The organism is Pseudomonas sp. 18.1.10 (genome assembly GCF_024655625.1).
Classification (GTDB): domain Bacteria; phylum Pseudomonadota; class Gammaproteobacteria; order Pseudomonadales; family Pseudomonadaceae; genus Aquipseudomonas.
Genome location: NZ_JANLGL010000205.1, coordinates 1 through 9540 on the forward strand (window position 1 = coordinate 1; position 9540 = coordinate 9540).

General features: G+C 64.0%; 11 protein-coding genes. 4 read left to right on the forward strand and 7 right to left on the reverse strand.

Annotation, left to right across the window (positions count from 1 at the left end; translation table 11 throughout):
- Positions 1-164 precede the first annotated feature (164 nt).
- The 4 genes from NUV89_RS24325 to NUV89_RS24340 all read right to left on the reverse strand — a co-directional run bounded on the left by NUV89_RS24325 (position 165) and on the right by NUV89_RS24340 (position 3246).
- Positions 165-566 carry a biopolymer transporter ExbD gene (locus NUV89_RS24325; protein ID WP_159932397.1) on the reverse strand — a complete coding sequence of 134 codons (402 nt, stop codon included), beginning with the start codon at positions 564-566 and terminating at the stop codon, positions 165-167.
- A 1-nt stretch (position 567) separates the two neighbouring features.
- Positions 568-1290: a MotA/TolQ/ExbB proton channel family protein gene (locus NUV89_RS24330; RefSeq protein ID WP_257783338.1), complete on the reverse strand. Its 723-nt coding sequence runs from the start codon at positions 1288-1290 to the stop codon at positions 568-570.
- A 51-nt stretch (positions 1291-1341) separates the two neighbouring features.
- Entirely contained in the window at positions 1342-2154 is an 813-nt protein-coding gene (locus NUV89_RS24335; protein WP_257783329.1) for an energy transducer TonB, read from the reverse strand.
- Positions 2155-2394: 240 nt separating this feature from the next.
- Positions 2395-3246 carry a LysR family transcriptional regulator gene (locus NUV89_RS24340; protein WP_257783330.1) on the reverse strand — a complete coding sequence of 284 codons (852 nt, stop codon included), beginning with the start codon at positions 3244-3246 and terminating at the stop codon, positions 2395-2397.
- A 108-nt stretch (positions 3247-3354) separates the two neighbouring features.
- Here NUV89_RS24340 and NUV89_RS24345 point away from each other — a divergent pair, with 108 nt between their 5' ends.
- Together NUV89_RS24345 and NUV89_RS24350 are read left to right on the forward strand one after the other, a co-directional pair.
- Complete coding sequence (locus tag NUV89_RS24345; protein ID WP_257783331.1) at positions 3355-4524, forward strand: CynX/NimT family MFS transporter; 1170 nt, start codon at positions 3355-3357, stop codon at positions 4522-4524.
- A 97-nt stretch (positions 4525-4621) separates the two neighbouring features.
- Entirely contained in the window at positions 4622-5557 is a 936-nt protein-coding gene (locus tag NUV89_RS24350; protein WP_257783332.1) for a LysR family transcriptional regulator, read from the forward strand.
- On the opposite strand, the gene NUV89_RS24355 is transcribed toward NUV89_RS24350, so the two are convergent.
- Positions 5448-6542, reverse strand: coding sequence for a fatty acid desaturase (locus NUV89_RS24355; protein WP_257783333.1), 1095 nt, complete (start codon positions 6540-6542; stop codon positions 5448-5450). The two genes, NUV89_RS24350 and NUV89_RS24355, sit on opposite strands and share 110 nt — an antisense overlap.
- Positions 6543-6642: 100 nt before the next feature.
- On the opposite strand from NUV89_RS24355, the gene NUV89_RS24360 reads away from it, so the two are divergent.
- Entirely contained in the window at positions 6643-7647 is a 1005-nt protein-coding gene (locus NUV89_RS24360; RefSeq protein ID WP_257783334.1) for an AraC family transcriptional regulator, read from the forward strand.
- A gap of 138 nt (positions 7648-7785) precedes the next feature.
- Here NUV89_RS24360 and NUV89_RS24365 read toward each other — a convergent pair whose 3' ends face one another.
- Together NUV89_RS24365 and NUV89_RS24370 are read right to left on the reverse strand one after the other, a co-directional pair.
- Positions 7786-8151, reverse strand: a complete 366-nt coding sequence (locus NUV89_RS24365; protein WP_257783335.1) for a response regulator transcription factor — start codon at positions 8149-8151, stop codon at positions 7786-7788.
- Positions 8152-8189: 38 nt separating this feature from the next.
- Positions 8190-8876 (reverse strand): Crp/Fnr family transcriptional regulator, encoded by a 687-nt coding sequence (locus tag NUV89_RS24370; RefSeq protein WP_257783336.1) that lies wholly within the window; start codon positions 8874-8876, stop codon positions 8190-8192.
- 83 nt (positions 8877-8959) lie between these two features.
- Between NUV89_RS24370 and NUV89_RS24375 the strand changes: the two genes are divergently transcribed.
- On the forward strand, positions 8960-9487 hold the full coding sequence (locus NUV89_RS24375) for a DUF962 domain-containing protein (protein WP_257783337.1): 528 nt from the start codon (positions 8960-8962) through the stop codon (positions 9485-9487).
- Positions 9488-9540 lie beyond the last annotated feature (53 nt).

Sequence of the window (9540 nt, forward strand, 5' to 3'; positions counted from 1 at the left end):
CCAGTCGGCAAATTCATAGCTGATCCACCGCATTCGCGAGCAAGCCCGCTCCCACAGGGGTCTGCATTCCAGGCTGGCGTTTGTGTTGTTGGTTAAATCGCAGGCAAAAAAAAGGCCGCACCCTGCCAAGGAGACGGCCAAAAAATTGTCGAGGCTTGTGTTACTTAACGAGCGGTAATCACCGACAACTTGGTAATCCCCGCGCGCTCGATAGACGCCATGGCGCGCGCCACTTCGCCGTAGTTCACGCCATCGTCGGCCTGCAGTTGCACCCGCACATCGGGGTCCTTGGCCTTGGCCGCCTGCAGGTTGAACTCCAGCAGGTTCGGCTGGATTTCGTCCTTGTTGATAAACACCTTGCCGGCGCCGTCGATGCTCACCACCAGCGGGTCCTTCTGCTCCACCGGGGCCACGGCCTCGGTCTTGGGCAGGTTGATCGGGATCGCGTTGGTCAGCAGCGGCGCGGTGACGATAAACACCACCAGCAGCACCAGCATCACATCCACCAGCGGCGTGACGTTGATCTCGCTCAGCACCTCATCACTGTCTTGCGTAGAGAAGGCCATGTCAGGACGCCTCCTTCACTTTTTGCGGGGTGCCGGCAGCGGTTTTGTTCAGGGTTGGGTGCAGCAGCACGCGGAACGAATTCTTCTGCGCCAGGCTGTAGAAGTCGTGGGCGAAGTCGTCGAGGTCGGCAGCGGTGAGCTTGAGGCGACGCAGGAAGTAGTTGTAGACCAGCACCGCCGGCACGGCGACGGCGATACCAACGCCCGTTGCCACCAGCGCGGCACCAATCGGCCCGGCCACGGTTTCGAGGCTGGCGGAGCCGGCGGCGCTGATGCCTTTGAGGGCTTCCATGATGCCCCACACGGTGCCGAACAGGCCGATGAACGGCGAGGTGCTGCCGATACTGGCGACCACGGCCAGGCCGGTCTCCAGGGAGCGACGCTCACGCACGATCTGCTGGCGCAGGGCGCGTTCGAGGCGGTCCTGGTGGTTGATGGCCTGGCTCAAATCCGCGGCGTGCGGGGTTTCGCCGACTTGGATCGCCGCATAACCGGCCTGGGCCACACGGGCGGCGGCGCCGGGTTGGGTCTCTGCCAGTTCGGCGGCCGAGTCGAGGCTCGACGCCGCCCAGAACTGTTTGTGGAACTTGCGATCCTGCGCCTTGAGGCGACCGAACTGCACGCCCTTCAACAGCGCCAGGCCCCAGGTCGCGACCGAAAAGACCACCAGCAGCCAGATCACCGCGCTTTCGATGGATTCAAGTGGAGATGCTAATGCCATGATGTGTTCCCTCTGTGCAGGTCGCGGCGTGTGAGACACACCGCAGCCGAATAGTTAGTGAATCTTGAAGTCGATCGGCACGCTGACCCAGCCGTCCTGGGCCACGTCGCCCTGCTTGGCCGGCACGAAGCTCCAGCGCTTCACCGCAGCCAGTGCGGCGTCGTCGAGTTGCTGGCGACCGCTGCTTTTCTGGACCTGGATCTCGCCCGGCTTGCCGCTGGCCAACACGTGCACCCGCAGCAACACCGTGCCTTCCCAGCCCCGGCGCTGGGCCAGTGACGGGTATTCGGGCGCCGGGTTCTTCAAGTACGCGGCGTTGGCCGAAGCCGGTGTGACCGGGGCCGGCGCCGGTGGAGCGGGTGGCGCAGGCGGTGCGGGTGTCGGTGGCGCGGGCGGTTGCTCGAGCGGTTTCGGTGCTGGCTTGGGCTCAGGCTTCGGCACGGGCTTTGGCTTGGGTTTTGGAATCGGTTTGGGCGGCGCCGGCTTGGCGGCCAATTCATCCACCACCGGCGGCGGTGGCTCGACCACGGGCGGCGGCGGTGGTGGCGGCACGGGCGGTGGCGGTTCAACCACCGGCGGCGCCGGCTGGGAAAATTCGATGGTCATCGGCGGAATTTCCGGCGGCACGATCGGCAGCACCGGCGTGGGCTTCTGCGCCACCCAATAAATCACCGCAGCGTGCAGGGCCAGCACCAGCAGGCCCAGCAGAACCCCTTCGCGACGGCTGGAGAAACGCTTGGGGGTTTGCTGCGTGCGCAGTTGCCCCAACGGCGCGCGGTGCGGCCGCCCAAGGTCGACCAACTCACCACTCGGTGCCTGGCGCCATTGCGCCTCGTGTGCACTGGCGGCGGTCTGGACATTGCCCATTGATTCACTCCCTACGGTTTTGAAACCAAAAAACCGACGGGCCTGCGTGGAAGGCCGTCGAGGGCTGAATCATCGGGGTCAGACGCTTATCTCTTAAAGTAATCTTTAAAGTTATACATAGACCCAAACTGAATAAACGAAACATTCAGAAACGCCAAGCCCACGTTTTCCGTGGCCTGGCGCCGAGGCGTTTTTTTTCAATGCTTTGCAGGCATACAAAATATTCCGTAAAGGCATGCCTCAATGGGGATTGTTTGCGCACAAATCGAACAACTCGCTCTGCAAACACTGCCCCGCCGCCCCCAAACCGCTGCGCGCATACAACGCCAGGCGCACGCCCTGCACCGCCGGCAAACCGCTGTCTTCGCCGAGGATCAAGTGCCCCGCCTGCACCACACGACGCGGCAACAAGCTGATGCCCAACCCCGCCGCCACCGCCGCACACACACTGGCCAGGCTCGCGCTGGAATAGCCGATGCGCCAGCGCCAGCCGCCCACTTCCAGGTGTTGCAGCATTTCATTGCGGTACAGCCCGCCCACCGGAAACGCCACCAATGGCAGCGGGTCACGCCCCAGGGAGGGCGTGCTGCGGCTGTCGACCCAGCACAACGGTTCCGGCCACGAGGCCAAGCAGTCGTCGCTGTCGCCCATTTGCTTGACCAGCAACACGTCGAATTCACCGCTGCGGTACTGGCGCTGCAACTCCGGGCCGAGGCCGCTGGTGACGTCCAGGCGCACCCGGGGATACGCCAGCACAAACGCCGACAGCAACGGCATCAGGCGCTCGGAGGCGAAGTCTTCCGGCACCCCGAGGCGCAACACGCCGTCGCTTTGCTGGTTAATCAACACATCGGCGGCCTCTTCATGCAGCGCGAGGATGCGCCGCGCGTAGGCCAGCAGGCGTTCACCCTCGGCGGTGGCGACCACATGACGCTGGTCGCGGTCGAGCAACTGGCAGCCGGCGACGTCTTCCAGGCGGCGGATCTGCTGGCTCACGGTGGATTGGGTCAAGTGCAGGCGCTCGGCGGCGCGGGTGAAGTTGCCGCACTCCACCACGGCGACAAAACTGCGTAACAACACGGGATCGAACATCGCGCTCACCATTCCATTTGCCACTGGTTTTCATGGTTATATTTAATTTCAGAATACCTGCGGCGCTGGCCATACTCACGCCTCATTTATCTGCCGCAAGGGCGCTGCATGACCCTCAATAAATCCCTCGCCGGCTGGGGCCTGCTGATTGTGCTGGGCCTCAACCTGCGGCCGATCCTCAGTTCCATCAGCCCGTTGCTCGGTGAGATTCGCCTGGCCACCGGCCTGAGTTTCCAGAGCAGCGCCCTGCTCACCAGCCTGCCGGTGATTTGCATGGGCCTGGTGGCGTTGGTCGGCGTGCGTGTCGAGGCGCAGCTGGGTGAGCGGCGCGGCATTGCGTTGGGCCTGATGATGATCCTGCTGGCGTGCCTGGCCCGCTGGCTGATGGGCCAGGGCTCGGCGCTGCTGGTGACGGCGTTGCTTGGCGGCGCCGGCGTGGCGCTGATCCAGGCGCTGGTGCCGGCGATGATAAAGCGCGAATTCCAGCACCGCGTGCCGGTGGCGATGGGCGTGTATTCGGCTTCGCTGATGGCCGGCGGCGGGCTCGCGGCGCTGCTCAGCCCGCTGGTGGCCACGCAGTTCGGCGATTGGCAGGCCGGCCTGGGCGTATGGCTGCTGCCGGCGCTGGGCGCGTTGTTGCTGTGGGCCTGGTTGCCCCTGGGCGCGGCAAAAAGCGCCAAGGAGATCCCGGCGTTCAAGGGCCTGCGCAATCGGCGCGCGTGGTTGCTGGCGCTGTACTTCGGCCTGGTGAACTGCGGCTACATGAGCCTGGTGGCGTGGCTGCCGGCGTTTTATCAGCAGCTGGGTTGGGGCGTGCTGCCCAGCGGTTCGTTGCTGGCCTTCATGACCATCTTCCAGGTGCTCGCCGCGCTGTTGATGCCGGTGCTGGCACAACGCGGCATCGACCGGCGGCCGTTGCTCGGCATCAGCCTGTTGGCGCAGACCGTGGGCTACCTGGGCCTGATTATTGCGCCGCTGCAATTTCCCCACCTGTGGGTGGCGTTGTGTGGCTTTGGCCTCGGCGCGTGTTTTGCCCTGAGCCTGCTGCTGACCCTCGACCACCATCGCGACCCGCGCCAGGCCGGGCAACTGGCGGCCTTTGTGCAGGGCGTGGGCTTCTTGATTAACGCCGTGTCGCCATGGATGACCGGCTGGCTGCGCGAACTCACCGGCAATTTTGTCAGCGCCTGGGTGGTACTGGCCGTCACCGCCGTGGCGATGCTGGTGGTCACGCGGGTGTTCAGCCCGGCGACCTACCGCACGGCGCCCGCTCTATAGTTATGCATTTAAGATCTAGATAAAACAAACATGCTTCATTGACGGAATAAGCGCGGCGCTTAAAATCCCGGTTCTCCTCTTGGACGCCGGGCCCCCCATGGATCTTCGCCAACTGCGCTATTTCATCGCGCTCAACGAGCACCGCAGTTTTGTGCGCGCCGCCGACGCCATGGGCATCACGCAACCGGCGTTCAGCCGCAGCATCCAGGGCCTGGAGCAAGAATTCGGCTGCGTGCTGGTGGACCGCGCCCACAAAGAGCTGCGCCCCACCCCGGAAGGCCAGGTGGTGCTGCAACATGCCCTGAGCCTGGTGCAAGGCGCGGCGTTGCTCAGCCATGAAGTCACACGCATGACCAAACTCGATGCCGGCGAAGTGCGCGTGGGCTGCGACGTGGTGGCGGCGGTCAATCTGCTGCCACAGGCCCTCGCTCGATTTATCAGCGTCTACCCCAAGGTGCGCAGTGCCTTGCAGGTGGATAACTGGGAGCGTCTGGGGCGCAGCCTGAGCCGCGAGGAGATCGAATTTTTTATCGCCGATGTGCGCCACTTCGAAGCCGACCCGAACTTCCAGACCCAGGCCCTGACGCCCCGGCGCAGCGTGTTTTTCTGCCGTGCCGGGCACCCGCTGCTGGCCAAGGACAGCCTGTCCACCAACGACCTGTTCGGCTACCCGCTGGCCACGCCACTGATCGCGCCGGGCATTCGCAAGCTGTTGGCCAACCTCAGCGGGCGCATCGACTTTGCGCCGGCCATCGAGCTGGAGCAGTTCGCCGCGCTGGCGAGCATCGTGCGCCAGTCCGACGCGATTGGCCTGGGCGCCAGAGAAGCCTTCGTCGATGACTTCGCCAGCGGCGCGTTGCAGGTGCTGCACTGGCGCAACCTGCCCCACGCCCTCGACAGCTTGAGCAACCGCTGCGGGATAATCAGCCGCGCTGGGGGGCGCTTGTCACCTGCGGCGAAGGCGTTGATCGAGACGCTGCTGGCGGTGGAAAACCAAGCCGATTGGCCCGCGCAAACGTCCCGAAATCATTGAAGCGCACGCCCATCTGCGCCATCACCTTGTGCGCCACCTTGGCGGTCATCTGGCGGATGTAGAACGGCTCCTTCACCACAAAATGGTGGATGCCATGGGTGCTGCCGAAGTTGAAGCAGAACGCCTGCAACGGCCACAGCCACCAGGGGTTCAACACTTGGGTCTGCTGGATCACATTGCCCAATTCCACGTCGCCGTAGTAGTGCATGTTGGAGCTGACAAAGTGCAGGCAAAAGGTGCGCAGCACGTTGGGGCCGATGATGACCACGGCGGCGATGTCGATCACCTGCATCACCTGCAAGGTGCTGGCTGACCACTCGATCGGCGCGCCCAGCAGGCTGACGATGCCATTGGCCGCGTGGAAGCCGAGGAACACATACCACGCGCCCCAATGCAGCAGCGCCAGCGGTGCGTACACCAGCAGCGAGCGCTTGAGGATGCTGAGCTTGTGCTTCCAGGTCTTGGCCCGCAGCAGGCGGATAAACGCCGACATGACGTTGTCGCCCACCATCAACAACCGCGCAAAACCCCAGGGCTCGCCGTTGGTGATGGCGCGTTCTTCCATGTCCGTCTCGGTGCCGGAGACCTTGTGATGGTTGAGGTGCAAGTGGCGGCGAATCCACGGGTTGATCGTGCTCGGCCGCGCCAGCCACACCAGGCCCATCATCAGGTGGTGGGGGATGCGCTGCTTGCGAAAGTACATGCTGTGGATCAGGTCATGTTCCAGCTCGTGGGTCAGCGAAGCCAGGAACGCGTTGATTAACAGGCACGCCCACCAGGCCATATGACCCGTGATGTAGAGCGCTGCCGAACCCATCATGCCGAGCAACGCAAACGCCAGGATGCCCGCGCCCAGCGCGTCCTGGTGCAGCAGCCAGGGGTGCTGCTGGCGCAAGCGCACGCCTTCGGCCAGCACCACTTCACGGATATGCGCCGAACGCTGTTGCGCGTTCATCTGCTGGGGACTTGCAGAAGTACCGTCCATGCTTCCATCCTCTGGTTATTGATGCGTCCATCCTGCCCCACGCGATCTGGCAGGGCGCTAGCCCCGGACGCCAACCTGTTGACCGCAAGCGCCAATCGCCATGCCCGAACCCACTTCCCTCGCCAGCTGGACCCGCGCCCTGCGCAAGCAGCTCGACGCCCTCGGCCTCGACAGCGCCGCGCTGTGCGTGGCGGCCGGGCTCGACCCGCAGCAGATGGACGACCCGAATGCGCGCTACCCGCTGTCGGCCACCACGCGGCTGTGGGAACTGGCGGTGCAGGCCAGCGGCGACCCGGCGATTGGCTTGCGGGTGTCGCGGTTTGTCAGCCCCACCACCTTTCACGCGCTGGGTTATGCGCTGGTGGCCAGCGGCAGTTTGCGCGAGGTGTTCGAGCGCATCGTGCGTTATCACCAGGTGGTCAGCGATGCGCTGACCCTGACCTTGGACGGTGATGGAGAACGCTATCGCTTTCGCCTGCAGCAACCCAGCGGCAGCCCGGCGCCGGCGTTCGAAGCCATCGATGCGTTTGCCGCGATCTATGTGCGCACGTGCCGCAATCGCCTGGGCCGCGACTACGCACCCTTAGCCGTGTATTTGCGGCGCCCCGAACCGGCCGATCCCCAGCCCTGGCACACGGTGTTTCGCGCGCCGGTGTTTTTTGGCGCCAGGGAAGACCGCCTGGAATTCGCCGCCCATGACTTCGACAGCCACCTCGACGACGCCAACCCCGAGCTGGCCGAACACAATGAAACCGTGCTCAAACGCACCCTCGCCCAACTGCAACCGCTGACCTGGGAGCGCAAGGTGCGCCGGGTGATCGAAGCGCAATTGCCCGACGGCGAGCCGAGCGCGGAACGGGTCGCCCAGGCGTTGCACTTGAGTTTGCGCAGCTTGCAGCGGCATCTGGCGGATGAAGGCTGCCGGTTTGATGCGTTGCTCAATGAGTGCCGGGAGAATTTGGCGTTGCTGCACTTGCGGGACCCGCAGTGTTCATTGGCGGAGATCAGTCATTTGCTGGGGTTTGCCGATACCAGCAGTTTTAGCCGGGCGTTCAAGCGGTGGACGGGGGTGACGCCGGGGCAGTTTCGGGAGGGGTTGCGGTAGATATTTGTGTTGCTTGGGAGGGCCTCTTCGCGAGCAAGCCCGCTCCCACACAAGCCCGCTCCCACATTTGACCGAGTTCCAACTTTGGAATGCAGTCAAAATGTGGGAGCGGGCTTGCTCGCGAAGGCGTCAGATCAGTCACCGCCCCCGATCACGCCGTAACACCGACCTCACCCGCGCCACCAATGCCTTGGCCTCGAACGGCTTGAGCAAGTAATCATCCTCATGCAATTCCAACCCACGCAGCCGATCTTCAATGCCGCCGGGCGTAGTCAGGAACAACAGCGGCGTGTCGCCCTTCTGGCGGATCGCCTGCTGCAACTTCCAGGCATTCAGCCCGGGCAGCATCACATCGAGGATCACCAGGTCGTACTCGCCGTCCTCGACCAGGCGCTGGGCCGCCATGCCGTTGGCCGCCACTTCCACGCTGTAGCCGGCCTCGTTCAAGCCCTGGGCCATCCGCTGTGCCTCGTCGGATTCATGTTCCACTAACAGCACGCGCATAAGACACCTCGATTGTTCAGGCCAGCAGGCTAACACCCTCAGGTGTGCGCCGCCTCCCGCAACCGCTCGGCGTCGAGGATTTCGATCGCGCCGTAGCCCAGGCGCACGATGCCCTGGGCTTGCAGGTCCTTGAGCAAGGCGTTGGTGGTCTGGCGCGACAGGCTGAGCATCGCCGCCAGGTCTTCCTGGGGCAGTTGCACGAGGCGCCGTGAGGGCTCGATGTCGCCGTGGCCGTCGATCATCATCAGCAAGCGATGGGCCAGGCGCACCGACGCCGGCATCAGGCGCAGTTGTTCGAGGCCGATAAAACTCAGGCGCAGCTTCTGGCTCATCAACAACGCCAGGTCGCGCCAGTAGCGCGGATTGTCATCGAGGCTTTGCAACAGCGCCTGCTGCGGCACCTGCAACAGCGTGCACGAGCCGACGGCGCAGGCGTCGTGGGTGCGCGGCAGGCCGTCGAACAGGCAGATCTCGCCGAACCAGAAAGGCGGCTCCACCAGGCTCAATACCGCTTCCTTACCGTGTTCATTGACCGCGCTGATGCGCAGGCTGCCCTCGAGCACCGCATACAAGCCGCATGGCGGGTCGCCGCGCTTGAACAGGTATTGCCCCGCCGTCAGCTGACGCAACCGGGCGTGGGCCAGCAAGCTAGTCTGAAACGGTGCGGGCAGGTGACTGAACCACTGGCCTGTCGCCAATTGCGAATGCCACTGCGCTGCATCCATGGGAACTCCGAAGATTGTCGCCCAGCTGACAGTCAGGCAAAGGCTGACAGGGCATGATTAAACATCCTACAGGAGGAACAACAATGAAAAGCCTCGTCGATCACCTTAGCCAATACGCCGCCTACCACCGCGACCCGCGCAATATCGCCAGCCACTTTATCGGCATCCCGTTGATTGTGGTCGCGGTGGCGGTGCTGCTGTCGCGTCCCGAATGGCCGGTGGGTGGGCTGTGGGTGTCTCCGGCGGTGCTGCTCGCGTTGTTTTCGGCGTGGTTCTACCTGCGCCTGGAGCTGGCGCTCGGCGTGTTGATGACGGTGCTGATGGGCATGTCGGTGTGGGCCGGGCATGTGTTGGCGGCGCAGAGCACGCTGGTGTGGCTGGGCAGCGGGATTGGGATGTTTGTGGTGGGCTGGGTGATTCAGTTTGTCGGGCACTATTACGAGGGTAAAAAGCCCGCGTTTGTGGATGATGTGTCGGGGCTGATCGTCGGGCCGTTGTTTGTGGTGGCGGAGTTGGCGTTTCTGGTGGGGCTGCGGCATGACCTCAAGCAGCAGATCGAAGCACGCTCGGGGCCAGTGGCGCGCCGCGATCTAAAGCCTAGCGGGATTTAAATGTGGGAGCGGGCTTGTGTGGGAGCGGGCTTGCTCGCGAAGGCGGAGTGTCA